This is a genomic window from Streptosporangium sp. NBC_01469, from assembly GCF_036227305.1.
Lineage (GTDB): Bacteria > Actinomycetota > Actinomycetes > Streptosporangiales > Streptosporangiaceae > Streptosporangium.
The window spans coordinates 584,090-609,772 of sequence record NZ_CP109465.1 but is presented as its reverse complement, the minus strand read 5'-3'; the positions used below and the strand labels follow the sequence as shown (position 1 = coordinate 609,772).

At 71.0% G+C, this 25,683-nt stretch carries 27 protein-coding genes and 1 pseudogene; 20 read left to right on the top strand and 8 right to left on the bottom strand.

What is annotated here, in order from left to right; translation table 11 throughout:
* The first annotated feature begins 98 nt into the window (after positions 1 to 98).
* The 9 genes from OG587_RS02790 (at position 99) to OG587_RS02750 (ending at position 7,574) form a co-directional block, all read left to right on the top strand.
* Complete coding sequence (locus OG587_RS02790) at positions 99 to 230, top strand: hypothetical protein (protein WP_329086513.1); 132 nt, start codon at positions 99 to 101, stop codon at positions 228 to 230.
* A gap of 732 nt (positions 231 to 962) precedes the next feature.
* Positions 963 to 2,501 (top strand): AMP-binding protein, encoded by a 1,539-nt coding sequence (locus OG587_RS02785; protein ID WP_329086510.1) that lies wholly within the window; start codon positions 963 to 965, stop codon positions 2,499 to 2,501.
* On the top strand, positions 2,498 to 2,758 hold the full coding sequence (locus tag OG587_RS02780) for a phosphopantetheine-binding protein (RefSeq protein ID WP_329086508.1): 261 nt from the start codon (positions 2,498 to 2,500) through the stop codon (positions 2,756 to 2,758). Before OG587_RS02785 ends, OG587_RS02780 begins: the two co-directional genes overlap by 4 nt.
* 3 nt (positions 2,759 to 2,761) lie before the next feature.
* Positions 2,762 to 3,808, top strand: a complete 1,047-nt coding sequence (locus tag OG587_RS02775) for a hypothetical protein (protein WP_329086507.1) — start codon at positions 2,762 to 2,764, stop codon at positions 3,806 to 3,808.
* A gap of 1 nt (position 3,809) precedes the next feature.
* Positions 3,810 to 4,616, top strand: coding sequence for a tryptophan synthase subunit alpha (trpA, locus tag OG587_RS02770; protein ID WP_329093711.1), 807 nt, complete (start codon positions 3,810 to 3,812; stop codon positions 4,614 to 4,616).
* A gap of 13 nt (positions 4,617 to 4,629) precedes the next feature.
* On the top strand, positions 4,630 to 5,004 hold the full coding sequence (locus tag OG587_RS02765) for an ectoine synthase (protein ID WP_329086506.1): 375 nt from the start codon (positions 4,630 to 4,632) through the stop codon (positions 5,002 to 5,004).
* 10 nt (positions 5,005 to 5,014) lie between these two features.
* Positions 5,015 to 6,151, top strand: a complete 1,137-nt coding sequence (locus OG587_RS02760; RefSeq protein ID WP_329086504.1) for an acyl-CoA dehydrogenase family protein — start codon at positions 5,015 to 5,017, stop codon at positions 6,149 to 6,151.
* A 2-nt stretch (positions 6,152 to 6,153) separates the two neighbouring features.
* Complete coding sequence (locus OG587_RS02755; RefSeq protein ID WP_329093709.1) at positions 6,154 to 6,858, top strand: phosphoribosylanthranilate isomerase; 705 nt, start codon at positions 6,154 to 6,156, stop codon at positions 6,856 to 6,858.
* On the top strand, positions 6,858 to 7,574 hold the full coding sequence (locus OG587_RS02750) for an indole-3-glycerol-phosphate synthase (RefSeq protein ID WP_329086502.1): 717 nt from the start codon (positions 6,858 to 6,860) through the stop codon (positions 7,572 to 7,574). Before OG587_RS02755 ends, OG587_RS02750 begins: the two co-directional genes overlap by 1 nt.
* Positions 7,575 to 7,617: 43 nt before the next feature.
* On the opposite strand, the pseudogene OG587_RS02745 reads toward OG587_RS02750, so the two are convergent.
* Together OG587_RS02745 and OG587_RS02740 are read right to left on the bottom strand one after the other, a co-directional pair.
* A pseudogene (locus OG587_RS02745) lies at positions 7,618 to 8,010 on the bottom strand (BTAD domain-containing putative transcriptional regulator); the annotation flags it as partial.
* Positions 8,011 to 10,707: 2,697 nt separating this feature from the next.
* On the bottom strand, positions 10,708 to 12,663 hold the full coding sequence (locus tag OG587_RS02740; protein ID WP_329086500.1) for an AAA family ATPase: 1,956 nt from the start codon (positions 12,661 to 12,663) through the stop codon (positions 10,708 to 10,710).
* Positions 12,664 to 13,216: 553 nt separating this feature from the next.
* On the opposite strand from OG587_RS02740, the gene OG587_RS02735 reads away from it, so the two are divergent.
* From OG587_RS02735 to OG587_RS02715, 5 genes are all read left to right on the top strand, one after another.
* Positions 13,217 to 13,495: a phosphopantetheine-binding protein gene (locus tag OG587_RS02735; protein WP_329086498.1), complete on the top strand. Its 279-nt coding sequence runs from the start codon at positions 13,217 to 13,219 to the stop codon at positions 13,493 to 13,495.
* 13 nt (positions 13,496 to 13,508) lie between these two features.
* On the top strand, positions 13,509 to 14,510 hold the full coding sequence (locus OG587_RS02730; RefSeq protein ID WP_329086496.1) for a 3-oxoacyl-ACP synthase III family protein: 1,002 nt from the start codon (positions 13,509 to 13,511) through the stop codon (positions 14,508 to 14,510).
* Positions 14,507 to 15,277: a 3-oxoacyl-ACP reductase family protein gene (locus OG587_RS02725; RefSeq protein ID WP_329086495.1), complete on the top strand. Its 771-nt coding sequence runs from the start codon at positions 14,507 to 14,509 to the stop codon at positions 15,275 to 15,277. The genes OG587_RS02730 and OG587_RS02725 overlap by 4 nt, the downstream gene beginning before the upstream one ends.
* Positions 15,278 to 15,585: 308 nt before the next feature.
* A complete protein-coding gene (locus OG587_RS02720) occupies positions 15,586 to 16,809 on the top strand; it encodes an acyltransferase domain-containing protein (RefSeq protein WP_329086493.1) in 1,224 nt (407 codons plus the stop codon).
* An 88-nt stretch (positions 16,810 to 16,897) separates the two neighbouring features.
* Positions 16,898 to 17,092, top strand: coding sequence for a hypothetical protein (locus OG587_RS02715; RefSeq protein ID WP_329086491.1), 195 nt, complete (start codon positions 16,898 to 16,900; stop codon positions 17,090 to 17,092).
* An 88-nt stretch (positions 17,093 to 17,180) separates the two neighbouring features.
* Here OG587_RS02715 and OG587_RS02710 read toward each other — a convergent pair whose 3' ends face one another.
* On the bottom strand, positions 17,181 to 17,456 hold the full coding sequence (locus tag OG587_RS02710) for a hypothetical protein (protein ID WP_329086490.1): 276 nt from the start codon (positions 17,454 to 17,456) through the stop codon (positions 17,181 to 17,183).
* 363 nt (positions 17,457 to 17,819) lie between these two features.
* Here OG587_RS02710 and OG587_RS02705 point away from each other — a divergent pair, with 363 nt between their 5' ends.
* The 3 genes from OG587_RS02705 to OG587_RS02695 are packed head-to-tail and all read left to right on the top strand — an operon-like array spanning position 17,820 to position 20,190.
* Positions 17,820 to 19,313, top strand: a complete 1,494-nt coding sequence (locus tag OG587_RS02705) for an FAD-binding protein (RefSeq protein ID WP_329086489.1) — start codon at positions 17,820 to 17,822, stop codon at positions 19,311 to 19,313.
* A 45-nt stretch (positions 19,314 to 19,358) separates the two neighbouring features.
* Positions 19,359 to 19,733 (top strand): YybH family protein, encoded by a 375-nt coding sequence (locus OG587_RS02700; protein WP_329086487.1) that lies wholly within the window; start codon positions 19,359 to 19,361, stop codon positions 19,731 to 19,733.
* Positions 19,734 to 19,746: 13 nt separating this feature from the next.
* On the top strand, positions 19,747 to 20,190 hold the full coding sequence (locus tag OG587_RS02695) for an acyl-CoA thioesterase (RefSeq protein WP_329086485.1): 444 nt from the start codon (positions 19,747 to 19,749) through the stop codon (positions 20,188 to 20,190).
* Positions 20,191 to 20,443: 253 nt separating this feature from the next.
* Here OG587_RS02695 and OG587_RS02690 read toward each other — a convergent pair whose 3' ends face one another.
* On the bottom strand, positions 20,444 to 20,740 hold the full coding sequence (locus OG587_RS02690) for a hypothetical protein (protein WP_329086483.1): 297 nt from the start codon (positions 20,738 to 20,740) through the stop codon (positions 20,444 to 20,446).
* 210 nt (positions 20,741 to 20,950) lie between these two features.
* Here OG587_RS02690 and OG587_RS02685 point away from each other — a divergent pair, with 210 nt between their 5' ends.
* Positions 20,951 to 21,769, top strand: coding sequence for a class I SAM-dependent methyltransferase (locus OG587_RS02685; protein WP_329086481.1), 819 nt, complete (start codon positions 20,951 to 20,953; stop codon positions 21,767 to 21,769).
* A gap of 161 nt (positions 21,770 to 21,930) precedes the next feature.
* Here the strand turns inward: OG587_RS02685 and OG587_RS02680 are convergent, their stop codons facing one another.
* Complete coding sequence (locus tag OG587_RS02680; protein WP_329086479.1) at positions 21,931 to 22,173, bottom strand: hypothetical protein; 243 nt, start codon at positions 22,171 to 22,173, stop codon at positions 21,931 to 21,933.
* 136 nt (positions 22,174 to 22,309) lie between these two features.
* Here OG587_RS02680 and OG587_RS02675 point away from each other — a divergent pair, with 136 nt between their 5' ends.
* Positions 22,310 to 22,840 carry a hypothetical protein gene (locus OG587_RS02675; RefSeq protein WP_329086477.1) on the top strand — a complete coding sequence of 177 codons (531 nt, stop codon included), beginning with the start codon at positions 22,310 to 22,312 and terminating at the stop codon, positions 22,838 to 22,840.
* Between the two features lie 151 nt (positions 22,841 to 22,991).
* Here OG587_RS02675 and OG587_RS02670 read toward each other — a convergent pair whose 3' ends face one another.
* On the bottom strand, positions 22,992 to 23,375 hold the full coding sequence (locus tag OG587_RS02670) for a transposase (protein WP_329086475.1): 384 nt from the start codon (positions 23,373 to 23,375) through the stop codon (positions 22,992 to 22,994).
* Here OG587_RS02670 and OG587_RS02665 point away from each other — a divergent pair.
* On the top strand, positions 23,263 to 23,769 hold the full coding sequence (locus OG587_RS02665) for an alpha/beta hydrolase (protein WP_329086474.1): 507 nt from the start codon (positions 23,263 to 23,265) through the stop codon (positions 23,767 to 23,769). The genes OG587_RS02670 and OG587_RS02665 overlap by 113 nt on opposite strands.
* Here the strand turns inward: OG587_RS02665 and OG587_RS02660 are convergent.
* A complete protein-coding gene (locus tag OG587_RS02660) occupies positions 23,667 to 23,984 on the bottom strand; it encodes a DUF427 domain-containing protein (protein WP_329086473.1) in 318 nt (105 codons plus the stop codon). The two genes, OG587_RS02665 and OG587_RS02660, sit on opposite strands and share 103 nt — an antisense overlap.
* 288 nt (positions 23,985 to 24,272) lie before the next feature.
* Entirely contained in the window at positions 24,273 to 25,364 is a 1,092-nt protein-coding gene (locus OG587_RS02655) for a winged helix DNA-binding domain-containing protein (protein WP_329086472.1), read from the bottom strand.
* Positions 25,365 to 25,683 lie beyond the last annotated feature (319 nt).

Sequence of the window (25,683 nt, the reverse complement as noted above, 5' to 3'; positions counted from 1 at the left end):
GACCAATCCGAGATCTCGGTGCGGTGCGGCGCGCGTCGGTGAGAGTGGAGGATGTCCAGGATCAGCGTTGCCGCCCCCGGCGAGAGCAGAAGGCTCTCGTGACGCTGACCTGGACACCTTCACACCTGACCGCCGACCGCCCCGCCGCCGGCGCTCGCGGCCAGGCAGGGCACGCCCGGATCCTCATCGGCGGCAGGAACTACTTCTGGCGCATGTTCGAGACCGTGTGAGCCTGCCCCCTGGCGTCGGACACGTCGCCTGAGGCGGACCTCGTCCGCCGGGGAGGATGAAGTCGCCCCGGCTGTGTGAACAGGCCGGGGTTTGCGACTGTGCGGCAGCGCAGCGGGATCGATCGTGGTGTGTTCTCCTTCGCGTCGATCAGCCGGTACCTCATTTCGGCCGATCCGTCTCCCGGGCGAAGAGAACCGCCCTGAATTCAAGGTCTCCCGCTCTTCTCGCGGCTGACGAACCTCCCGCCGCAGCCGGGCCGGTTCCTCCCGTTCGGCACCGGTCAGGCCGTCCTCGCGGCGGCCCTCATCGCGGTCGGCCCGCACCACCCGGTTCCGGATCGACCGCGCGGCCGGCTCGAACTCCTTGGCCGGTGGGCGTCCGGCCGGCGTGGACCGACTCCGCCCTCCGCGGCCGGAACTCCGGCGGGTACGGCGGACGCGACATCGGCACCTGTGAACTCCTCCCAGGACACATCGTCCCAAGCGATCAGGTGTCCACAGGACCGGGGCGACATCAGCCGCCGGGCTACGCCACCGCGCCCGCGACACCGGTCGGTCCCCGACCACCTACGCCGTCACATGACGACTTCGCCGGGGCCCTGGCCTGGGGTCGCGAGGACCCGGTGAACGTTCGTGGCCACCCCACCGGCGGCCCCGGTGACGCCACCCGGTGGGCACGGGGGCGGGGCGGCTTTGCGGTGATGTTGCGGGGACACCCGCACGATGCCGGTGATGAAACCTACTCAGCTCTGGACGTCGTTCGCCCGGCAGGTCGACGCCCGCCCCGACGCCACGGCTCTCGTGGCGAGGGGCAGGCACACCTCCTACGGCGAACTTGCCGACCTCGTGGCCGACGCGTCGGCCCGCCTCGACCTACTCGACACGACCGGCGGCGAGCCGATCGGCGTGCCCGCCACGAAGACACCCCGGACCATCGCCATGGTGCTGGCGTGCCTGAGGGCGGGCCTCCCGGTGGTGCTTCCCTCGGCCACCCTGCCCGCCGCCACCCTGCAACGCCTCCTGGCCCGGGCCGGGTGCCGCCACGTCGTCAGCGCCGACGACGTCGGCCCCGCCCGAGCCGGTGCCGCGCCGGCCCCGGCTCCCGCCATCCCCGTGAACCCCGACGACACCGCCTTCGTGCTCACGACGTCGGGGTCCACGGGCCTCCCCAAGTTGGTGCCGCTCACCGCGGGCGCGGTCGAGCGTTTCGCCGACTGGGCCGCCGCCCGGTTCGATCTGGGCCCCGAGTCCTCGGTTCTCAACTACGCCCCGCTGAACTTCGACCTCTGCTTCCTCGACGTCTGGGCCACGCTCCACCACGGTGGCCGGGTCGTCCTCGTCGACCCGGACGCCGCCACCAACGGGCGCCACCTGCTCGACACCATCGACGACAACGCCGTGACGGTCGTGCAGGCCGTGCCGATGGCCCACCAGCTGCTGGTCGACGCCGCCGGCGATCCGGCCCGGCAGCTCACGTCGGTCCGTCACGTCCTCTTCACCGGCGACCACATGCCCGCTCGCTGCCTGGCCCGGCTGCCCGCCGTGTTCCCCGGCAGCCGCTTCTACAACGTCTACGGCTGCACCGAGACGAACGACAGCTTCCTGCACGAGGTGGACCGGGACGCGCTGCCGACCGACGGCGTCCCGCTCGGCACGCCGCTGCCCGGCGTCGACGCGGTCGTCCTCGACGATGACGGCGCCGTGGTCACGGGGCCGGGGCGGGGCGAGCTGGTCGTCGCCACGCCGTTCCAGTCCGCCGGCTACCTCGGTGCCGACCCGGCGGCGCCCGGTCCGTTCGTGGACGCCCCCGCGGGCCGTCCGCCGGGCGCCGCCACCCGCTTCTACCGGACCGGCGACGTCGTGCGCCGCGACGGCGACGGCGTCCTTCACCTCGAGGGGCGCAACGACTTCCAGGTCAAGGTGCGTGGCACCCGGGTGAACACCGCGGTGGTCGAGCAGGTGCTGCTCGACCACGACGAGGTCGCCGAGGCCGTGGTCCTCGCCGTCCCCGACCCCGTCGCCGGCCACCTGCTGCACGCGGTCCTGCGCCGGGTGCCGGGGGCGACCGTCAAGACGCTCGGCCTCCGCCGGCACTGCGCCCAGCACCTGCCTACGGCGGCCATCCCGTCGACCCTCCACCTGTCCGAGAGCCCCTTGCCCCGCACGTCCACCGGCAAGGTCGACCGCCAGTCCCTCGGCCAGTCCCTCGGCCAGACCCCCAGGTCCCCTCACCCCGAGGTGACCGTCGCCAGAAAGGAAACAGCACGATGAAGCACGAGGTCCTCATCAAGAGCTTCCTGATCAAGGAGTTCATGCCCGACGTCGAGGCGTCGGAGCTCGCCACCGATTACGACCTGCTCGCCAACGGCGTGGTCGACAGCCTCGGGCTGCTCAAGCTCATCGCCTGGATCGAGACCGAGTTCGACATCACCGTCGACGACGCGGCCCTCGACCCGGACAACTTCCGCACGATCGACGCCATCGACGCCTTCGTGGCGCGGGTGTCGGTCCCGGTCGAGGCGAGCTGACCCATGCACGACGCGTTCGCCGCCCTGCTGGCCGGTCGCCCGGTCGACACCGCGACGTGGTCGTCCTTCTGGGACGAGCTGAGCGCCGACACGCTGGACCCCGGCGAGCCGGCGTCGCTCATGGCGGCACTCAGCCTCGATGTGGTCCCCGAGACGCTCACCAACCTGGTGCGGTCGCTGCACGCGCGCCGCACCGGGCCGGTCTCCTCCTTCCCCGGGGCGGTCAACGTGGTCGGCACGGGCGGCGGCGTATCGACGTTCAACGTCTCCACCGCCGCCGCCTTCGTCGCCGCCACGCTCGGGGCGCAGATCGTGAAGACCGGGTCGCGGGCCTACTCCAGCAAGTACGGCTCGATCGACCTGCTCGTCCGGCTCGGCATCCCGCTCACGAAGTCGTACGACGAGACGGCGGCGTCGCTGGCCCGCCACGGCATCGCCTTCGCCGGCTACTTCGTGTACCCGGTCGAGTTGACCGTGCTGGCCAGGCGCATCATGCCGCTGCCCATGCGGCCATACGGCCGGGTGCTCAACACGCTGGGCCCGTTCCTGCCCGCGCTGCCGGGGACACGCCAGCTCACGGGCCTGTCGAACCCCGGGCTCCTGCCGCTGGCCCAAAGGCTGGCGGCGGCGGTCGACGACCGCGAGGTCTGGCTGTGCACCAACGACATCGGTGCCGACGAGCTGATCAGCTTCGCCGACAACGTCGTCCACCCCGGTGCGGGCATGCCCGAGTTCCAGCTGAGCCGTCGCAACCTGGACACGGCCGACGGCACCCTGTCGGACCTGGCACCGGTGCCCGAGCCCGACCGGGTCATCGAGCACTTCCTGGACGTCGTGTCTGGGCGGGCGGGCGAGGTGGCCACCCAGACCGTCGCCCTCAACGCCGCCGCCCTGGCGATCGCGGCCGAGCGGGAGACCGGTTGGCGCCCCGCCATCGCCTCGGCGATGGCGGCGATGCGGGACGGCGCGGTGCGCGACCTGATCGACGCCGTGCGAGCCGGCGGGTCGGCACCGTCACCGCTGGTGAGCGGGGTGGCGTCCGGTGGCTGACATGTTTCCCCGCCCGCCGGGCCTGGCCGTGTTCCTCAATGCGGGCGACCCGCCGTTCGACGTGCTCGAGGACATCGCCGACATGCTGGACGACCACGAGGTCGACGTCCTGGAGCTGGGGGTGCCGTTCCCCGACTCGATCAGCGACGGGCCGGTGATCCGCCGGTCCGCCGACCGGGCACTCGCGGCCGGGACCGATCTCCAGGACGCTCTCGCCTTCGTCGAGCGCTCCCGGAGCCGGCACCGCCACCTGCGGGTGGTCGTCCTCGCCGACTGGGCGCACACGGTCCGTCCCCGCTCGATGGCGCAGGTCGTCACGGCCATCGCCGAATCCGGGGCGGCCGGGGCGCTGCTCCACGGCGCACCGCCCCGGGTCCGCCCGGAGTTCTACGACCGGGCCGGCGCCGCCGGGCTGCCCGTCGTCACCACGTGCTACGCGTCCTCGCCCCCCGGGGTCGTGGCCGAGGCGGGGGCCCACGCCTCGGCCTACGTGTACCTGGTGACGCACTACGGCGCCAGCGGCGCCGGCCCGGCGCCCGACCCGGGGGCGCTCCGCGCCCCCATCGACGCCCTGCGGGCCCTGACCGACGCGCCGATCGCGGCCGGCTTCGGGGTGCGCACGGCGGCCGACGTCGAGCGGGTGCACGCGGCCGGTGCTGACGCCGCCGTCGTCGGCAGCACCGTCGTCGCCTGCGCCGAGGCGTCGTTCACCGGCGGTGGCGACGTCGTCGCCGACCTCGCCGCCCTCGTCACCAACCTCCGTCCCAACCACCATCCCCGGTCCCTCCGACCGGTTCCCCACCCCTGAAAGGATCAATCCGATGATCGTGCGCAACCTGGAAAACGTCACCACCGTCGACTGGGGTAACGGCCTCAGCCGCCGCTTCCTGCTGGAGGCCGACGGCCTCGGCTACTCCGTCACCGACACCACGGTGACGGCCGGTACCAAGTCGCTGCTCGAGTACCGCAGCCACCTGGAGGCCTGCTACTGCATCGACGGCTCCGGCGAGGTCGTCGACCTCGACGGCACGACGCACCGCATCACCCCGGGCACCCTCTACGCGCTCGACAAGCACGACGCCCACTACCTCATCGCCGACCCGGACGCCGACCTGCGCCTCGTGTGCGTGTTCTCGCCCGCCCTCCGGGGCGACGAGCGACACAGCCTCGACGCCGCCGGCCCCTCCGCTTACTGAGGCCGCGGGCATGCGCACCTGGGACGAGGATCAGCTCGCACTGCGCGAGGGCATGGAGCGGTGGTGCCGCGACCTTGCCGTCACCGAGCACGACGCCGCCGGGACCAGTTTTTCGTGGGACGCGTGGAAGCTGGTCCGCTCGTCGGGAATACTCGGCCTGCCGTTCGACCCCGCCTGGGGCGGGGCCGGCGTCGACCTGCTCACCACCATGTTCGTGCTGGAGGCCCTGGGCGAGGGGTGCCGTGACGGAGGGCTGAGCTTCTCCGTCGCCACCAGCATCTGCAGCACGGGGGTCCCGCTCCAGCACTTCGGGACCGCCGAGCAGAAGGACCGGTACTTGCCCCAAGTGTGCTCGGGCGAGCTGATCGGCGCCCACGCCATCAGCGAGCCCGACACGGGGTCGGACGCCCTGAGCATGCGGACGATGGCCGTCCGGGACGGCGACCACTTCGTGCTCAACGGCAGCAAGAGCTTCGTGAGCAACGGCCCGATCGCCGATGTGGTCGTCGTCTACGCCCGCACCCGGCCCGAGGGCGGGGCGCTCGGCATCACCGCCTTCCTGGTCGAGACGGACACCCCCGGCTTCTCGGCCGGCCAGCCGCTCAAGAAGATGGGCCTCGCGTCCTCGCCGATGAGCGAGCTGTACTTCGACGACTGCCGGGTGCCCGCCAACCGGGCGATCGGCGGCGTCGGGCGGGGGTTCATGCTGCTCGAGCACGTCATGAAGTGGGAGATCCTCTGCTCCTTCATCATCAACGTCGGGGAGATGCAGCACCGGTTCGAGCGCTGCCTCGAGTACGCCCGGACGCGCACGCAGTTCGGCAAGCCGATCGGCTCGTTCCAGGCGATCTCCCACAAGCTGGTCGACATGCGCATCCGGCTCGAGACGGCGCGCCGTTGGCTCTACGACACGGCCGAGCGCCTCGCAGCCGGCGAGAACGTCACGATGGACGTGGCGATCAGCAAGCTGCTGACCAGCGAGGCCAACGTGGCCTCGGGGCTGGCGGCCATCCAGATCTTCGGCGGCAACGGCTACATGTCGGAGTACGGCCTCGACCGTGAGCTGGCCAACGCCGTGGGCAGCACCATCTACTCGGGCACGACGGAGATCCAGTACAACCGGATCTCCTCGATGCTGGGGTTGTGACCATGCTGCTCAAGGTGTGCGGCGCCACCAGCCGCGACGACGTCGCCCTGCTCGGGGCCGCGGGCGCCGACCTGATCGGCCTGTGGTACGGGGTTCCGGGCGGCCCCGCCGACCTGTCCCTCAGCCGCTTCGCCGCCCTGGCGGAGGCGTGCCGCACCGCCGAGGTGGCCGCGGCGCGGCCGGCACCGGATCCGATGCTGGTCACGTTCCTGCGGGACCCGGACGCCATCCTCGACGCCGCCCGCACCGCAGGCGTGCGATGGCTGCAGTTGCACGGCTACCAGCCCCCGGGCGTGGTGGCGGCGCTCAAGCGGGGATGGCCGGAGGCCACGGTGGTCAAGGTCCTCCACGTCACCGGCGACGCCTGTGTCGAGCGCCCGCTGCTGGCCTCGTACGAGCGGGCGGGGACCGACGTGTTCCTGTTCGACGCCACGAGCGCGGCAGGGCGGGTCGGGAGTACCGGCCTGTCGCTCGATTCCGACGTGGTGATCGACCTGGCCGAGGCGACCACTCGGCCGTTCCTCGTCGCCGGGGGCATCTCGGTCGCCAACCGCTCGCGCTACGAGAAGGTGGTTGCCCACCCCCGCTTCGTCGGTGTCGACGTCGACACGGCGGCACGGGACCAGACGGGAGCGTTCTGCGCCGACAGCGTCAGCAGCATCCGGCACCACTGGTGTGCTGTCCCCGACGTGGAGGAGGTCGCCTGATGGCGCCATCGTTCGTGGACGCCCTGATGGGCGCCCATCGTCCTGTGATCATGGAGCTGAAACCCCGCTCGGCCGAGGGCGAGGACCTGTTCCGCGGCCGGTCGCCTGCCGAGATCGTGGCCCGCTACGAGGCCGCCGGCGCTCCCTGCCTGTCGGTCGTCACCGGCCGCTGGTTCGGGGGCGACGTCGGCCTGCTGGCCGAGGTGGTCAGGTGCACCGAGCTGCCCGTCCTGCAGAAGGACTTCGTCACCAACGCGGGCCAGCTGCAGGCGGCGAGCGACCTCGGTGCGTCCGCGGTGCTGCTCACGGCCGCGCTGCTGCCGAGGGTCGCGCTGGCGCGGCTGGCCGAGCGCGCCCTCGCGCTCGGTCTCACCCCGTTCATCGAGGTGGCCAATCCCGCCGAGGTCGAGGCCCTCCCGTCGTGCGAGGGGTGCGTGGTGGCCGTCAACAACAAGGACATCCGCGTCCGCGAGCGAGGGGACGCCGACGTGGACCGCAGCCGCCGGCTGCTGCCGGCCGTGCGGCGGACGGGGTCGCCGTGCCCCGTCAGCGCCAGCGGTATCGACGACCCGTGGGTGGCCGCCGAGCTGCTCAACGCGGGCTACGCCGGACTGCTGGTAGGAACCCACCTGCTGCGGGCCGACCGCCTCGAGTCATGGTGCGAGGAGCTGGACGACCTGCGTCATGCGTCGTCCGCGCCCCGTCGAGTGGGCTGAGCGTCAGCTCGTCCCACTCGACGGCGGAGGGAACCCCCAGCTCGTCGGCGGCGGCGATCACCCGGGCGGTGAGGTCGTTGGCCTCCAGGTACCGCCCGTCTGCGACCAGGGCACGGGCGACCCGCAAGGGTCGCTCCTGGTCGTACGGGTCGAGCTTCATGGCCGACTCGAGCTGGTCCATCGCCTCCTCCATGTCGCCCGCCTCGTGGGCGGCCGTCAGCAGGACGTCGATCAGGCCGAGCGCCCGCCGGCGGACGACCTCGCGGCGCTGGGCGATGAGGTCGTCGTAGAGGTCGTCGGGCAGCAGCGGCCCGGCGAAGGCGGCGATGGCGACGCGGGCACGGGAGACGCGCTCGTTGTCCTGCGTCGCGGCGGCGGCCCGGGCCAGGTCCTCGAACGAGTGCAGGTCGACCTTGCACGGGGACAGGCACAGCATCTGCCCCCTGCGGGTGACGAGCGAGCCGTAGGTGGCCCGGGCCCGGGCGAGGACGTTCTTGAGGCGGCGCTGGCCGACTCCTGGCTTCTCGCCCGGCCACAGCGTCTCGACCATGGTCTCGACCCGGACAGGCCCGCCTGCGAGCACGAGGTGCTTCACCAGCTGGCTGGCCCGGCCGGCTCCGTGAAGCACACCGTGGCCCTGGCGGACCTCGAACCCGCCCAGCACCCGCACCTCGTAGCCGCAGCCGTTGGCGGAGGCACCGTTGGAGGCGCCGTTGGTGGAGGCCCTGTTGGCAGGGGCACCGTTGAAGGCGCCGTTCGTAGGGACACCGTTGGAGGCGCCGTTGGAGGAGGCCCTGTTGGCAGGGACACCGTTGAAGGCCCCGTTGGAGGAGGCGCCGTTGGAGGCGCCGGTCACAACCGCCGGGGGTAGCCGGATGGCCGACCGCAGAATGCCGACCACGCGACGCTCACGGCGGTCGAGCAGGTCGGGGTGGCCGAGGCTGGCCGCCCGGTCGAGGGCGACCAGCAGGCACTGGTTGGCGGCGTCGATGTCGCCGGCGGCGTGGCGGACGTAGCCCGTCAGCAGTTCGGCCTTCCACCGCAGGCCGGGGGCGATCTCGCCGTCCTCAAGCATGCGCTGCAGGACGTCGGCCGCCTCGGGCTCGCCCCGGCGGGCGCCGATGAACGCCTCGGTCAGCGCCAGGGTCATCGGGTTCTCGATGCGGTGCTCGCGGGCGGCGGCGAGCAGCCGGGCCGCGGGCGCGTCGGCCCCGACCACGGCGCAGGCGTCGGCGGCCTCGCACAGGAACAGCAGGCCGCCGCCGTCGTGGATCATCATCTGGCCGAGATGGGCCTCGGCCCGGGCCAGCTGCTCGAGCACCCCGGACGCGTCGTGGTCGTTGGCCGCCACGATCAGGCGGGTCCAGGCGGCGTGGCCGGTCACCCAGTCGATGCGCAGCAGCTGGGCGAGCGGCATGGCGTCGTCGAGGATGGCAAGCGCCCGCTCTGCCTCGCCGCTGAGCGCCAGCAGCCGGGCCTCCATGACCAGGCACAGCATGCGGTCGAACTGCGTGTCGCTGGTGGTGCCGAGCCGGCGCAGCAGCAGGGCGCCCTCGCCGCTCTTGCCCAGGGCGGACAGGACCTGGGTGGCGAGGCCCCGCTGGACCGCGGCGACGCGGGCGGGCTCGCCCAGCTCGCCCCACGTGATGGCGGCCTGGCGCAGGGCGTTCTCGGCCCGGCGCAGGCTCGGCCCGTCGGGGCAGTCGGACAGGGCCACGCCCAGGGCCTCGAGCAGGCTGGCCTGGGCGCGGGTGCCCTCGGCGGTCGTGTCGAGGAGCCGTTCGACCTGGGCGAGCACGTCTGGGTCGTGCAGCAGCGCCCGCTGGATCAACCACTCGCCCTCGACCTCGATTGCGAGATCGTCGTCGGTGTTCTGCTCGCGCACGACGCGTAGGGCCCGGCCGATGACCTCGCCCTCCTCGGCGAGCTGGCCGACGTTGCGGTGGGTGCGGGCCAGGTGCAGCAGCACCTGGGGCGCGGCCTGGGCCGCGGGCCCGAGACGGGCCATCAGGTGGATGAACTCGACCGGGTCGAGCTGGTTGATGCGCGAGGTGGGCAGCTCGGCGATGAGCGTGGCCGCCTGTTCGGGGTCGCCGCTGTCGACCAGCAGGCTGGCCGCGGCCAGCTCGGCGCCCTGGGATATCAGCAGCGGGGCGGCCCTCTGGGCAATGGCCGGATCGAGCGGTGCGAGCGCGGCCAGCCCCTCCTTCAGCTCGATGCAGAGCCGCGACCAGCCGTCGGCGCCGACGGCGAACGGAACGCCCGCCCGGATGAGGCGCCGCAGCAGCCCCGGCTCGCCCAGCCCCTCGACGAGGCTGTCGTTGACCATCGGGAACGCGGCCACCTGGGTCAGCAGGTAGCGGTCGGCCGGGTCGAGGTCGGCGGCGTAGTGGTCCATCAGCTGACGGATCAGGCCGGGGTACCGGAGCAGTACCGTGGCGGCCTCCATGCGGTCGGACGCCCGGGCGAGCCTGCGTAGCATCACGAGCAGCAGCGCGACCCAGCCGCCCGACAGGTCGTGCAGGGTGGTGGCGAGCCGCTCGCCGTCCTCGTCGCCGACCTCAAGGCGGGCGAGGGCCGTGGCCTCCTCCTGCGTGAGGCGCAGGTCCTGGGTGTTGAAGCGCTCGGCGGTGCCGCGGAACTCCATGGCCGCGAGTGGCGCGGGCAGCAGGCGGCTGCTGACCAGGATGCGCAGGGGCGGTGTGCCGTCCTGCGCCAGGTCGGCCAGCCAGGCCGCGGCGTCGTCGGTGAGCGCCTCGGCGTTGTCGACGACCAGGAGGCCCGGCCCCGTCGACGCGGTCAGTAACTCGCCGACCCGCCCGGCGGCACCGGCGACCGGGGTCCGTGGCCAGCCGGTCCGCTGCTCGGCTACGTTGAGGATCGCGGATGTCAGCTCGTCGACCGTGACCGGGTGATCGCGCGGCAGGCGTACCTCGAGGCCACCACCGGCGCGGGCGCGGACCTGCCCGATCAGGACGCTTTTGCCGAACCCTCCGCCCGCCTCGATGAGGACCGAGTGTCTCGCGTTGAGTATCTCTTCTACAAGCCGCTGACGCGGAACGAAAGGTAATCGAGCCATATAGAGGCCGTCTCCTCTCATGTCAGCTGAAATGGAGATCTACTCCGCCGAAGGCTAACACGAACTGAGGTCGGTATCGTAGCGGGGCCCAGATGCCATCCGCTGCAAAGAAGTGACGTGGCGACGTCGGGCGTCGCTCACTTGTTCGTAAACCGCCTGGCGAACGACATCGTGGCGAAATTCATAAATCGCCGGTCGGTCGGGGTACTGGGAACCCGCAGCGGTCACCTCGGCGAGGATCCCGACCTCCAGCAGCGCCTCGAGCGCGTCCAGGGCCGCCAGCGCGTCCAGGCCGGCGGCGCCCGCCACCGCGTCGAAGGCGACGGACGCGCCGGTAACGGCCGCGACCTGGAGCAGCCGGGTGGCGTCCTGGCCGATGACGGCCTGCTTGGCGGCCACCAGCCGGGCGACGGCCGGTGGTACCGCGTCGAGCCCGGCCTGGTACCGCAGCATCTCGAGGAGCATGAACGGATTTCCGCCGCTGCGGGCGTACGCCCGGCGGACCGGGCCGGCGTCCGTGGCGGCGGCGACGGCGCCGGTCCCCAGCTTGTGCACGAGCGCCCGGGTGGAGTCGAGGTCGAGGCCGCCGAGGGCCACCTCGGTCCCGTCGCCGGCGTGCTCGACCGGGAGCATCGCCTCGTCCAGGCCGGCCCACACTCGTCTCCGGGCGGATGCCGGCAGGTCGTTCCTGGCGGCGACGACGACGCACAGTCGGGCGTCGGCGGTAGTACGCAGCAGGTGCCGGAGTAGCGCCACCGTCTGCGGGTCGGCCCAGTGGGCGTCGTCGATCAGAACGGCGCAGGGCTGCTCGCTCGCCGCCACCAGCAGCAGCTGGGTCAGCGCCGAGAACAGGATCGGCTGCTCGGGCAGCTCGCCGGGCGGGCACGGCCCCCCGAGCGAGGGGAGCAGCAGGCGCAACGGGCCCCGGGCGGCGGGGGAGACGGCGTCGAGCGGGTCGTCGGGCGAGGCGGCGACGTAGCCGTCCAGCGCCTCCACGATGGGCTGGTACGGGACCATCGCGCCCTCGTCGCACCGGCCGACCAGCAGCAGCCCGCCCCTGGCGGCCATCATCGCCCCGGTCTCGCGCAGCAGGCGCGTCTTGCCGATGCCCGACTCACCCGTGACCAGCACGAACTGCCGGCGACCGCGTACGGCTCGGGCCCAGGCGCCGGCCACCGTCGCCATCTCGTGGTGGCGCCCCACGAACGGGACCGGACGGCGCCCGACGGCCGGACCGCCGCTGGGCGCGGCCGACACCGACGACGGGCCGAGCAGCGCCAGGTAGGCGGACTCGGTCTCGGGCGAGGGGTCGACGCCCAGCTCCTCGGCGAGGTACCGGCGCAGCCGCTGGTACGCCCGCAGGGCCTCGCCCCGGTTTCCCATGGCCTCGCGCACCGCCATGAGGCAGCGGTGGGCGCTCTCACGCTCGGGGGCCCGGGCCGTCGCCTCCTCGGCGAGAAGGGCGGCCCGCGCGTGGTCCCCCGACCACATCGCCGCCCGGCTGGCGATCTCGAGGGCCGTGACCAGGTACTCGGTCAGGTGCTCGCGCCGCTCGGCGACCCAGCCGCCCTCGTGCTCGGACAGGAATGGGAAACGCAGCCGATCCGCCGCCCGGGTGGCCAGCCGGTCGGCGGCGGCCACGTCGCCCGCGTTGAGCGCCTCGTGGGCTGCGGCCACCGATCGGGTCGCGTCCTCCATGTCGACCAGCACGCCCTCGCCCAGCGCGAGCACGTAACGGCCACCCCGTTTGACCAGCGGGTTTGCCGGCTCGACCTGTAGTGCGCCCACGAACGCCCGCAGCCGGCTGACCAGCGTGCGCAGGGCAGACGCCCATGTGGGTGGAAGACTCCCGGGCCAGATGACGTCGGCCAGCTCGTCCCGCGTCACCCCCTCGGGGCCTGCGAGGACGAGGCGTGCGAACGCCACCCGGGCCTGTGCGCTTTGAAGATGGTGCACGGTGCCGTCGTACCGCACGGCGATCGGCCCCAATAACTCGATCTCGGAATCCATGAAAGTTACCCCCCAGTCTGGAAGTGCCTGTGTGGGCAGGATCCGACGTGGTGGTACCAGCGGGGTACCGGCCCGCGGGGACCGCGGTGGTACCGCCGGGCTGCCGACTTGCACGCCCGTTGCGCGCCTACGGTGGCGATCGCCCCCGTGAGATCGCCCCTGTGACGACGATTACGACCGATTGGGTGGGCCAAGGCCGAGGATGTGGATGAGCCGGTGCGGTCACGCTGTGGGCGGAGCGATCAGCAGCGGCTGCCGGGGCTCGCCCTGCACGCCCACCGGCATCCGAAGGGTGCGGTCACGCCGTGGGCGGAGCGATCGGCAGCGGCCTCGCCGCCGGGTCCGTCACGAGCTCGGCGGGCACCGTCGACGTCGTGAGCCCGCACGCCGGGACGCTCACGGGCATCTTCGCCCGACAGTGCGAACACGTCCGCAAGAGCAGCAGGTCGGTCGGGTCGTGCTCGCCGTCTGAGGCCGTGGGCTTGCGAAACGCTTGCGCCGGCACTCATACGTTGCCAGTCGATAAGCCGATCACGATGACGAGGAGCGTGCCATGCAGCTTCCCACACTCGAGGTGTTCGTCGACCGCTTGGTGGCCGTGAGCCGGATCGAGGGCTTCGACCCCGACACGCCGCTGACCACGTCCGGGGTCGATTCACTCGACCTGATGGAGTGGGTCTACGACATGCAGGAGCGGTACCCGGACCTGGGACTGGACGAGTCGATCGTTGAGAGCGTCAACGACACCGTCACCTTCCGGGTCATCCACCAGCAGGTGCTGGCCGCCCACGGCGTCACCCCGGTCGCCTCCGCGACCGGCGGCGACGCCTGACCGCGGAGCCACGGTGTCTGGCATCGGCATCATCGGGTGGGGCAAGTACCTACCCGAGGGCAGGCTCACCAACGCGGAGCTCGCCACGCGCTTCAACGTGGACGACGACTGGATCGTGCAGCGCACCGGCATCCGGGAGCGCCGGATCGTCGGACCGGGCGAGACCACCGCCTCGCTGGCCGTCGAGGCCGGTCGGCGGGCGCTCGAGCACGCCGGCCTGCGACCCGACGAGATCTCACACCTCATCCTCGCCTCGGGCACGCCCGAGCAACTGTCGCCGGCCACGTCCGCGTTCGTGCAGCGCGAACTGGGCACGGCGGGCGGCGCCCACGACGTGAACGCCGAGTGCGCCAGCTTCGCCTACGGCTTCGTGGTCGCGGCCGGGCTCATGGCGATCGACCCCCGTCCGATCCTCCTGATCGGGACCGACACGCACTCGCTCGTCGTCAACCCCGAGGACCGGGACCTGGGAGTGCTGATCGGCGACGGGGCCGGTGCGGTCGTCCTGGCGCCCCACGACCGCAGCTGGCTGCAGAAGTGGGACATGGGGTGCGACGGCACAAAGACCGAGAGCCTCAAGATCTTGGCCGGTGGCAGCCGGCTGCCGGCGAGCGAGGAGACGCTCCGCCAGAATCTGCACTACGCGCAGATCAAGGGCAACGAGATCTACCTGAACGCCGTCCGCTTCACCGTGGGTTCGGTGAAGCGGACGCTCAAGGCGGCGAACCTCGGGCCCGACGACATCGACCACCTGCTGCCGCACCAGGCGAACATGCGCATCATCGACTCGATCCTCGAGCACAGCCGGGTGCCCCGGGACCGCTTGATCACCAACATCGAGTACTACGGCAACACCGGGGCGGCGTCGATGCCGATAGCCCTCGCCGAGGCGCTCGACGCCGGGCGCATCCAGAAGGGCGATCGCATCATGTTCGCGGCGTTCGGTGCCGGCATGGTGTGGGTCACCGCGCTGATCGAGTGGGGCGCGGGCGAGCCGACGGAGTGGCGGTCATGACCGGCCCCGCCGCGGGCGCCCGCCCCATCTCGGCGCAGCGCCCGGAGAAGCCGATCGCCCTCGTGACCGGCGCGTCCGGAGGCTTCGGTGCCGCCGTGGCGATCGAGCTCGACAGGCTCGGGTGCCGCGTCGCCCTCCACTACAACCGCGCCGAGGACGGCGCCCGGGAGGTCAGCGAGCGCCTCACGAACGACTCGATCATCGTCCAGGCCGAGGTGGGCAGCTGGGACTCGGTCAGCGCCCTCCACCGCCGGGTCACCGAGGAGTTGGGTGAGGTCGACATCCTCGTCAACAACGCGGCCATCCGGAAGGACGCGCTGATGATGGGCCAGTCGCCCGAGGTGTGGGGCGAGGTCATCCAGACGAACCTGATGGGCACCTTCCACATGTGCCGTGCCATGCTGCCGTCCATGGTCAAGCGGCGGTGGGGGCGGATCATCAACGTGGTGTCGCCGTCGGCCCTGGTCGCCACATCCGGCCAGACGGCCTACGCCGCCTCCAAGTCCGGAGTGATCGCGCTCACGCGCACCCTGGCCACCGAGTGCGGTCGGCGCGGGGTGACGGTGAACGCCATCTCGCCCGGGTTCATGGAGACGCGGATGACGGCGAACGCCACCGAGAAGTTCCGCCAGAGCCTCGCCGCCAACCTGCCGGTACCCCGGCTGACCACCCCCGAGGAGGTCGCGCCCGCCATCGGCGTCTTCCTGGACAACGACTATGTGACCGGGCAGGTGCTCAGCGTCGACGGTGGGATCTCCCTCACCTGAGGTGCACCCGTCCGCGCGGGAGGTGGCTTTGTCGGTGCGGACCGGCCGCGGACGCGGGCCGGTTCCGACCGCACTCGTTGATCAAGCACTTTGGTCAACATCGGTGGGAGGCGACCGCGCCGCCGCCCGGGACAGGCCTGCACACAGGTCGGGGGGGCGCGGTCGCCTCCCACCGACTGAAAGGGGGTGCGGTCGTCGCCGACGGCTGGAAGGGGTGCGGTCGTCACCACCGACTGGAAGGCGGTGCGGTCGTCGCCGACCGACGTTCGCGGTCGCCTCAGAGCGGCGAAGCCAGGGAGGACAGCGACATGACGGTCACCGACATCGCGCACGGTGCGGCTCGGCTGCTGTGCTGGGCGGGGGCCGACTCGGCGGGTGAACGTGCGGCCCGTGCCAGGGTTGCCGACGCGCTGCGCGCCGGGGCTCCGGCGCCCCGTCCGGTTCCGGGGCCGATGCGCGGGGCGGTGGTCACGACGGCGGCCCGCGCCCTCGACGACCTCGCGGCCGCCCCGGTGCGGCGGGTCCCGGTCGACGGGCCCCGGCCGGTCGTCCTGCTGCTGCCCGGCCAGGGATCCCAGTACCACGGGATGGCGACCGGGCTGTACCGCGACGAACCCGTGTTCCAGGCAGCCGTCGACGACGTCCTGGGGGCGTGGGGGGCCGAGGGCGAGGCGATCCGCGCCGACTGGCTCGGCACCGGCGCCGGTCCGGATATCCCGATCGACGATGTGCGCCGTGCCCAGCCGCTGCTGTTCGCCGTCGACCATGGGCTGGGCCGGCTGCTACTGAGCTGGGGCGTCACGCCGGCCGAGGCGTTGGGGCACAGCGCGGGCGAGGTCGTGGCGGCGACCCTGGCCGGGGTGTTCACCGTCGCGGAGGCCGTCGCACTGATGCGCGGCCGGGTGCGTGCCGCCGCACCGATTCCGCCCGGCGGGATGCTCGCCGTGGCCGCGTCCGTCGACACGCTCGGCCCGTACCTGTCCGGACAGGTCGGAGTGGCGGCCGTGAACGCCGCACGGCGGACGACGCTGGCCGGGCCGCGCGCCGAGCTGGCCGCCGTGGCGGCCCGCCTCGCCTTCGACGGGGTGACCGTACGGCCGGTCCCGGCCACCACCCCGTTCCACAGCCCGGCGATGGAACCGGCCGTCGCGGCGGCCGAGCTGGCGTTCGACGCGTCGCCCCGGCCGGCCCGGTTCCCCGTCCGGTCCGGCTACACCGGGCGGTCGCTCACAGCGGACGACGCGGGCTCCGCGCGATTCTGGGCCCGTCAGATAGCCGACACCGTCCACTTCGGGCCCGCACTGACCGCGCTGCTCGACGGCGGGGATCGGCTGCTCGTCGAGTGCGGACCGGGCCGCACCCTGTCCGCCCTCGCCCTCCAGCAGCGCGTGGTGCGAACCGGGGGGAGCGCGGTGCTGTCCATGCTGCCCGGCGACCAGTCCGACCGTTCCGCGACCCTCAAGGTCGCCGCGGCCCTGTGGCGCGAGGGCCACGATCTCGTGCTCGACGACCAACCGGCAACGGCGTCGTGAGCGGGTCCGGCGCGCACACCGTCGTGCCGGGGCACGACCCGTCGGCGAGCCCGAGCTGTTCGACTCCACCGGGCGTTATCCACGGCTGATGCTCGACCTCGCCCGCGTCGGTCTCGCCTCCGGGTCCTCCGCCCTTGACGTCGCCCGCAGCGCCGAGCTCGGCGAGTTCGCCCACCGGATCGACGCCGAGCGGCTCGCCGGGGGACCTGTCTCGTCGGGGACCTGTAACGCGCCTGCGCCGACCTCACCACGCCCGACGAGCAGGGCCGGCCGCTGTCGATGAGGTGGGCGAGGCTCGCGAACCGGTCGCCCGCGCCGAGGTGACCGACGGTGCGGCTCCATGCCCAGGTGGTGCGTGCCTCGTCGATGCCCTACTGGCGTAGGCGAGCCTGCGGTGCCCGAAGCGCGGCGGCACCACCCACTCGGCGTCGGCGAGGTCGAGCCCCGGCGTCGGCGAACGCCCGCTCGACCACCACCCGCCGGCCCGCGACGGACCGCGCGATGCCGAACGAGATGCCGTGCTCGCGCAGGAACGTCTGCTCGGCCGCGCCGAAGTCAATCGGCATCCGGTGTCGGAACGGCGCCGGCCCGAACCCGCCGTGAAGGCCCTCCAGGCCGTACACCAGACCGCCCACGACGGACGTCACCCCGACGGCTCGTCGCCGCGATGGAGCCCCTCCAGGCCCGCGTCCGCGTGCGCCGCGACGGACCGCAGCCGTGCGTGGCCGCCGCGCCGGGAGAGCACGAGCGCGGCCCCCAACGACGACGACCGTACGTGTGCCCGCGCCCCCAGACGTCCTCGATCCGCATCCGTGACTCCCCGTCCAGCCTGTGTTCCACGCGCTGCGCGACGGACGCCGAGCCGTGCTCAGGCCGTTCTCGAGGCCACTCCCCGACTCCGGCCGAGGCCCCGAGGAGCGGTCCCTCGACGGGCTCCATGGCCACGTGGGGCGGGTGCGACGCAGCGTGGGCTTGCGCTCTCTTTGCGCTTCCGGGCGTACTAACAAGGCATGCACACCGAGCTTACCCGCCGGAAAATCTTGTCCGGCCTGGTTGTTGGAGCGGGCGCGACGGTCTTGGGGTGGAACTCCACCACCCAAGCGTGGGCCACCACCTCCGGTTCGACGTCAGGCATCCAGCCGGTTCCCCCCCTCGACGGCACGCTCGTCCTCCCCGCCGACCCGTCGGCGTTCACCGAGGACTTCGGCCACCTGTTCACGCGGCAGCCCCAGGCTGTCCTGACCCCCGGCTCGGTGAACGACATCCAGAAGGTCGTTCGCTACGCCCGCAACAATCGGATCCCCATAGCCGTCAACGGCCAGAGCGGGACCGGTACCGAGGACCGCGAGTCGCACTCGCACTACGGGCAGGCCCTGGTCGACGGCGGCATCGCCATCGACCCCAAGCCGCTCGGCTCGATCCACAGCATCTCGCAGGGCATCGCCGACGTCGACTCCGGCGTCACCTGGTCGACGCTGGCGCTGCAGGCGCTCGAGTCCGGCCAGACGCTGCCCGTCTACAACGACTTCGCCCACCTGTCGATCGGCGGCACGCTGAGCGTCGGCGGCCTCGGCGGCACCAGCCAGCGCTACGGCTCGCAGGCCGACAACGTGAAGTGGCTCCAGGTGGTCACGGGCACCGGCGAGCTGGTCACGTGCTCCCGCGACAGGAACCGCGAGCTGTTCGAGGCCGTCCTCGTCGGCGGCGGGCAGTTCGCCATCATCGTGCGGGTCGGCATCAAGCTGATCCCGGCGAAGACGACCGCCCGCTCGCTCGAGTTCACCTACACCGACCGGGCGGCCTTCCTGCGGGACTCGATGGCCATCATGCGGGCCGGCGTGGTCGACGACCAGAACGGCTACGCCGAGCCCAAGCCCGGTGGCGGCTGGACCTACCGCCTGGCGCTCGGCATCTTCTACTCGGCGCCCGCCCAGCCCAACGTCGCCGCCGTACAGGCCGTGCTCTCGCCCCAGGCGACCGCCGGCCCGACGGCCGACCTGCCGTTCCGCGACTGGCTGCTGCGCTTCGACCCGAACTGGGCGGCCCTCAAGGCCGCCGGGTTCTGGAGCAGCCAAAAGCCGTGGCTCATGATGTTCGTCGGCTCCAGGAACACCCCGGCCTACCTCGACACCGTGCTCGGCGAGCTGACGGCCACCCAGATGGGCCCCGGCCCGGTCCGGATCTCGCCGATGGACACCCGGTCGCTCACCCGGCCCAGCTTCATGCTGCCCCGGTGCCAGACGAACGAGTTCTTCGAGGTCAGCCTCATCCGGATCCCGGCCCCGAACCACCCTGACATCCCGGGCCTGCTGTCGCAGAACCGCCGCTTCTACGACCGGGCCGTCGCGCTCGGAGCCAAGCGGTACCTCGTCGGCTCGGTGCCCTCGATGACCCGTGCCGACTGGCGGGCCCACTACGGGTCGCGCTGGAACCATCTCGTCGACCTGAAGCGCCGATACGACCCGGCTTCGATCCTCACGCCGGGCCAGGGGATCTTCGGCTGACCCACTGACGGTCCACCCCGTTCCCTCCAGTAAGGAGACCCCGCAATGCCGGCACAACGCCCGGAAGACATCCCAGGCCTCATCGCCGCGGCCTTCAACGCCAACGACCCGCAGGCCATGCTCGACCTGTTCGATCCGGACGGCATCCTCGTCACGCCGCCGGACGGCACGCACGAGGTGGGGCTTGAGGCCGTCGCCAAGTCCCTGAAGGCGATGTTCGCTGTCATCACGGCAGCCGACATCACGTTGACCAGCGCGATGCGGTCCGGCGACATCGCCATGACGCACGCCGACTGGCACCTCACGGGAAAGGACGAGGCCGGCGAGCCGATCGACCTCAGGGGCAAGGGCACCGTGGTGTCCCGCCAGCAGCCGGACGGCACGTGGCGGATCGTCTTCGACGATCCGGTCGGGGCCTGAAGGCGGGGTCGGCATGGGGAATCCTTTCAGCGTCCGCATCCAGGTGCGGGGCTACGAACTCGACCGGCAGGGTCATCTCAACCAGGCCGTGTACATGCAGTACGCGGAGCACGCCCGCTGGCAGTTCCTGGAAGCAGCCGGCTTCACCTCGGACGTCCTGGGTGAAGCCGGTATCGGCCCGGTGCTGCTCAAGGCCACCGTCCGGTTCCAGCGCGAGCTGCGGGCCGGCGACGAGGTCGACGTGGGCTGCGCCATCAGCGGGGGGCAGGGCAAGCTCGTCGAGCTCATGCAGCGCTTCCACACCCCCGATGGAATTCCGGTCGCCCGGATCGACTGCGTGATCGGGCTGCTCGACCTGGTCACGCGCCGCCTGCTCCCGGACCCGCGCGCCACGCTGCACGAGCTGGCCACACGGCCCGACGTGCTCTCCGGCGCGACACCTGAGCGAGCGGGGTGAGAACTGGCGGCGACGTCGGAGGATAGGCATGGGGCACGGCTCTCGGTGAACGACCCGCGATGTGGGTGACCGCGACCGTGCTCGCCGCCTTCCACCGCCGACGCTCGCCGCCTTCCACCGGCGGTCGCTCGGGTGGGATGTCGCCGTCTGAGGCCCGACCTGGGTTCGGGACGCCCAGGCTGGGAACCGAGATCGTCTCTTACCCCTACGACCCGCACGGATAAGCATCCGGCACTCGCAGGCGCCGGTTGATCTATTCGGCCCGGGTTCTCCACAGCGTCAGGTGGTCGGAGCTGTAGGTCGTGGATCGGCCAAGCGCCACGAACTGCTTACCCGAGGCGGCGACGGCATGGAGCCGCTGGATACCCTGCCCGCCAAGACCATCGGGGAGCGTCTGCGGTTGCCACTCCCGGCCGTCCCTGGAGAGCCAGGCCGCACTGTCCTCCGAGCCGGGCGCGCCCGCCGATCCCACTGCGATCAGACCCGAGTCGGCGCCGATGACAGCTTGTACGAGGGTGTTGTCCAGGTCGAAGAGCGCGAGTCGTTGCACGGTGGATCCCCTGAATCGTCAGCTTCCCGGAGTCTGGGGTGCCCGTGGATACGTGGGACTGGTCCGGGTGGCGTCGGTGACCCGGCTCTAGGCCGTGTCTTCAAAGTGATTTAGATGTGCGGGATCATCATCGGGTGATTCATCGCCATGGACCATCCGATGCGGGGTGGTGGTGGCCGCGCGGGCTCGGGGCCACATATGTTCGCCTCCATGGTTGACGCAACTTTCGGGCATCCGCGCCTCGCCGCCATCTACGACCCGCTCGATCCGGACCGCAGCGATCTCGACGCGTATCTCGCGATGGCGGAGGAGTTCGGCGCGCGGTCCGTGCTGGACATCGGGTGCGGTACGGGCGTGTTCGCGCTGCTGCTCGCCGAGCGCGGGATTACGGTCACCGGGATCGATCCCGCGCGGGCGTCCGTCGACGTCGCGCGTGGCAAGCCGGGCGCGGAGCGGGTGCGCTGGCTCGACGGTGACGCGGGGGATCTGCCGCCCATGCGGATCGACCTGGTGACGATGACCGGGAACGTCGCCCAGGCGATCGCCGATCCGCAGGCATGGCGTAGGACGCTGCGCGGCGCGTACGAGGCGCTGCGGCCCGGCGGGCGGTTTGTCTTCGAGACGCGCGATCCGGCGCGGCGCGTGTGGGAGGAGTGGGCGGAGTGGACGCGCGAGACCACGTACCGCATGACGGACATTGCGGGCGTCGGCCACGTCGAGACCTGGGCCGAGCTGACGGACGTGAGCCTGCCGCTGGTGAGCTTCCGGGGTACGCACGTGTTCGCTGCGGACGGGGACGTACTGACCTCGGAATCGACACTTCGCTTCCGCGAACGTACGGAGATCGAGCGGGACTTGCACGAGCACGGCTTCGTCGTCGAGGACGTACGCGACGCACCCGACCGGCCGGGCAGGGAGTTCGTGTTCGTGGCGCGGCGCGATACCGCGGAGCCCGTCCCTCCCGGAACGCCCTGGGGACCTGCGCACCACGCAGGGCCGGGCAGACGGGACTTTGAAGACACTCCCTAGGCCCGCCGTCAGGAGCAGGGATCCGGCCAAGGCGACTAATCGGCGGGATAGAGGAGAACGACCAGAGGTTGATGGGCGCACATGCACTCCGTTCTGGATGAGAAGGGGAGAAGCGAGCACCCCGACATGACCGGGGGACTCGCTTCCGCTGACGATCTTCGTCAATCGAACGTATATTCGCATAGTGCGGCATTGCCGTCCAGGGCACCTCCGGTGTCGTGATCCGAAGGGCGGAGCCGTTCCTCGGCCGTCACCTGTGTCATGACCCACCCGACGGCGGTCAAGACCGCTCTGCCGGCCGACGAGGCGACCCGAACGGCGGCACGTGCAACCTGTTCACGAACAAGACGCCGGGCCTCGGCGACCCGAGCGCTCGTCTCCTTCCGGGCCTGCTCGATCGCCACGGCCGTCCCGGGGGATACCGCCTTCTCCCTACCGTTGACATTCCTTTCCCGCTGTGAGGTATATGGCATATGGTCATGCTTTTTTGGTGGTCGGTGCCGGTCGCTGGCCATCGTGGTATTCACACTGGTCACTACTGTGCCGCTGGCCGTCATTCCCGCTACTCCGGCCGCCGCGGGAGCGGTGAACCCGCTGGAAAGATGCCTGTACGAGCTGAGCTCGTACCAGAACGCCTTCAATATGCCCAGCACCGGACTTTTGCCTTATACGAGCCCGCCGGGATACCTGCCGAATGACCTTCTCAGCTTCCGGACGACAGGATCGGTTCAAATTCAACCCGGCGCGGGCGCGGTGAAGGGACCTGACGGCGATCCGGTGAACGCGCCCACGACGGGAGGCTGGCCGGCACCGGGGCTGCGGCAGTTCGCACTGCTGATGCGCGTCCGGCAGGGACAGGTGCGCTTGGAGAGCAACGGCAGCGTTCCCGACGGTCGCACGCTGGGCGGCACCATGGTGCCCTGGCGCTGGTATGTCGCGGGCTCCTACAGCGGATGCCTGCGCATACTGGAGAACGCTCCGCCGTCCATCGAATTCCTGATGAACGAGCCAAATCTGACGGACAACAGCGGTCGTTTCCTCTCCGTGGGCAAGCACTGGTGGTTGAGCTGATGTACCCCGAGTTCGGTGGAGTCGGCTTGGTTGACTCTTACGCCGACTGGAAATTCGGGTAGAGCGTCTCGTACTCGATGGGGGTGAGCATCCCCAGGATGCTGTGCAGGGCCCCGGCGTTGATTCGCCATGTCCAGTTCCGGCATGTTGATCAGATGTTGTAGACGGCGAATGCGGCATCGCGGTCGAGGAGGTCGCGGCGGGCGTGGGCGATGTTGGCTCGATCGGCCAGGCGCATGGTGCTGATCGCCAGATTCCGGAAGCCGGCCAGCGCTCTGAGTGCGGTACCTGTCCTGAGCTGGGAGTGATCCTCCCGGAAAGTTACGTCGCGGACCCAGTGGAGCCGATTTTCCACTCCCCAGTGCGCCCGCTCGTAATGGTTGAGATGAGCGGGCCCGGCCAGGTCGGCGGGCAGGCTGGTGATGCCGTACACGATCTCTTTGCCGGTCCAGGTGCACGACATCAAGGCGGCCATCCGCTGGCTGCGCGCGAACGCCGCCACGTACCAGCTCGACCCCAACCGCTTCGCGATCATGGGAGACTCCTCGGGCGGCTGGCTGACGGAGATGGCCACCCTGTCCGGCGGCGTGGCGGCGATGGAGGGCACCGTCGGCACGACCGGCGTCTCCAGCGCCGTGCAGACAGGAATCGCCTTCTGCGGCCCGACCGACTTCCTGCAGATGAACGCGCAGAACTTGCCGACCGGGCGTTGGCTCGAGCCGCTTGCCGTGGCATTCCGTAGGTGCCGTCCGCGACAGAAGCGGATGTTCAGCGTCGTCAGGGCGGACAGTCTGTTGAGCGTGGCGGCGGTCGCAACCCGCGACGCTTACGCGGCCTGCCCATTCACCTCGAGCGTGACGCCTGGCTTCTCGGCCCAGAAGGCGAGCAATCCGGCGATCTCCTTCACCCTCGGGAACGGCTCCGGGTAGGACCAGACCACGTCCTCGGCCACACCGTCACCGATCTGAACCGACCAGTAGGCGGCGTCGCCCTTGAACGGGCAGTGCGACGTCGTTGTCGATGATCTGAGCATGTCCATCTTCACGTCCGCCGACGGCAGGTAGTACCGCGGTGGACAGCCCGTCTCGGTGAGCACGATCGGCCGGGAGGAGGTTGCGACGACCACGTCCTTGACTCGCACCACGACCTGATCCGATACAGGCGTGACCTCGATTTCATGTCCTCGTGTGTTCATAGACCGATCCCATCAAACGTCCCCCGCGACCGCCAGCGTAACGCTTCGCGGCAGATGAGTGCGGAACGGCCGGCGCTCGTACGCCTCGCTACTTTCGGGGAGCGAGTTCCCCGACGGCCGCCCACCCCCCTGTCGGTCACGGATCGCGGACCTACCGCCAATCCCGGCACGGAGCGGGTGGACGTCAACGTCTCCGACTTCGGACGGCTGCAGCACTCTGACGGGCCTGATCATTCGTTAGGTGGTGAATTCGACGCCGGCGAGGGAAACGGCGCGGTACGCGGCGAGGCGTTCAGCTTGTTCGACGATGTCATCGCGCGTGGTAGCGGGCAGCTTGTGCCACGGCTGAACGGCGACCTTCAATGTCTTGCCGGACTTGCGGGGACGCCAGGTGCCGACCAGTTCACCGTCGACCAGGACGGCGCCGGGGCGACCCAGCACCGGCCACAACTCCTTGGCGTGGGCCGTGCCCGGCACCAGGGTTGCCCGGTCTTTGGCCTGGAGGAAAAGGTCGAACGGGCCGAGCAGGCGCGTTGCCGTGGCGTCGGCCGATTCCAGCGCCGGTTCGTCGGCGGCCAGGAGCGAGCGCGCCTCGCCGCCGACCGTCACCTCGATCACGTCTTCGGGCCAGCGTGCCTTCACATCCTTGACCGTGGTATCGAGATAGTCGGCCACGTGTTTGGGGGTGGCCGGGCCGAGCAGACGAAGGTACGCGCGGATGAGGTCGAATCTGTCGCCCGAGGCGACGGCCTTCTTGAACCCCGCGGTGCGCTGCAGGACCGGCGGCGACGTGTCGAGTTGCAGCTCCAGCCCGGCCCGCACGGCGGCCAGCCGGAACGGCATTTCGTGGAGGTGGGTAGCGTCGCATGATCGGCAGAACCGCAGATACGGCTCGGGCATCACCTCGGCCAAGCGCCCGGAGACGTCCCCCTTGGCCATCGGCTTGGTGACGATGGCTCGCATCTGAGCGGCTACCTCGTCGAGGGCAGCCAGATTGCCGATGTCAGCCGCCTTCAACGGCCTGGCGGCGTCGTAGATGCGCTTGCCCGCGTCAGCGTCGGAGAACGGCTCGACCGCGGCCGCCACCTTCCCCACGTCAGCGCGGCGGTAAAGGTGGGGAGCACCTCGCACAGTCCACAGCAGGATCAGATCCTCCACGGACAACGCCGCCACATCGACCCCGCGCATGGCCAGCGCCCACCTGCCGCCGTCCGGACCGGTCTCCTGCGCCCCGATATCGAGCACTGCGGTGTTTCCGAGCGTGCCCTCGGCTCGGTCAAGCTGCTGCGCCTGAACGCGGAAGTTCATCACCTGGCGCTGATCAATCATCCCTATATCCTAGGAAGCGACCCCGACAGACGCGCCGCGGCAGCCGGGCGTGACGGCCAGGTGGGGTGCGCAGTGCGGTCAGGATGCTGGACGTTGATGTTGAGCTAGTGCACATAGTCCTGGAACATCTGGCCTTCCAGGATCGGGTGTCAGCCTGGCGGAGCACCGAGGAGGCTGGACTTCTCGGGCCGTATTGGTGCCAGCTGACCTGGGAAGATACTCTCAAGATCATATCGCGCATGTATCGCGATCATTGGCCTGCGGCTGCACACAGTGGCTTACGACTGCTCTTGATCCACTGTCTGTGATCAATAAATGC